Source organism: Pseudomonas sp. P5_A2_2, assembly GCF_054177685.1.
This window is the reverse complement of record NZ_JBGCUL010001254.1, coordinates 1-1,146: the sequence shown is the minus strand read 5'-3', so window position 1 is coordinate 1,146 and position 1,146 is coordinate 1. Positions and strand designations below refer to the sequence as shown.

Genomic DNA, 1,146 nt, shown 5'->3' with positions numbered 1-1,146 from the left:
AATTGCAGGGGCAGCTGTCAATCCCCGGGCAAGTGGTGTGCAGCAAGATCGGCATTGAAGGGGTGCCGATCTACAACGTCGAAAACGCTTGCGCCTCGGGCAGTACCGCTGTTCATCTGGCGGTGCAGAGCCTGCGCGCCGGCGCCACCGACGTGGTGCTGGCCTTGGGCGCCGAGAAGATGGTCGTACCCGACAAGATGAAAACCCTTTCCCTGTTCGAGGCTGGCTGGGACGTCTCCACCGCCGAGGAGAACTACGCGACGCTAGTGAGGATGGGGGAGGGCATCGTCGTTCCGGCGGGCTCCGAGTCCGATCGGCCGTACAGCAAGTTCATGGCCATCTACGCGGCCATGTGCCGTTGGCACATGAAGACCTACGGCACCACCCAGCGCCAGATCGCCGCGGTGTGCGCCAAGAACCACAATCACTCGGTGCACAACCCCTATTCACAGTTTCGCAAGCCTTTCACCATCGAAGAGGTGCTGGCCGCGCCGCCCATTACCTATCCGATCACCCTGCCGATGTGCGCACCGATGACCGACGGCGCTGCAGCCGCGATCATCTGCACCGAGGCGGGCCTGAAGCGCATAGGTGCCGACCCCAAACGTTGCGTGCGGATCGCCGCCAGCGTGATTCGCAGTTTCACCCTGCGCGACCTGGCCGAACCTGAGAAGCATGTCAGTCACCTGGCCGCGCTTCAGGCCTACGAGATCGCCGGGCTAGGTCCGCAGGACATGCATGTCGCCGAGGTCCATGACGCTTCCGCGATGGGCGAGATCATTCAATCGGAAAATCTCGGCCTGGCGCCCCTGGGGCAAGGCGGGATCTGTGCCGAGCGTGGTGATTTCACCGTGGGCGGTCGGATACCGATCAATCCCTCTGGCGGTCTGGAATCCAAAGGTCACCCGCTCGGCGCAACGGGCATTGGCCAGTTGTTCGAGCTGACCACCCAACTGCGGGGCGAGGCAGGGGCTCGCCAGGTCCAAGGCGCACGCCATGCGATCCAGGAAAACGGAGGGGGACTGATCGGCATCGAAGAAGGCGCTGTGGCTGTCCATATTCTGAGTCGTTAGGAGAACCCGTCATGTCTACCCATCAGTGCAACGAAAACCTCATGACACTCACCGATCCGGGGCAGTTTCGACG

General features: G+C 62.6%; 1 protein-coding gene. It reads left to right on the top strand.

Features of this window, described 5'->3' with window-relative positions:
• Nucleotides 1-1,073, top strand: a 1,073-nt coding sequence (locus ACXRVY_RS30580; RefSeq protein WP_458239150.1) for a thiolase family protein, incomplete at its 5' end; no start/stop codon positions are given.
• Nucleotides 1,074-1,146 lie beyond the last annotated feature (73 nt).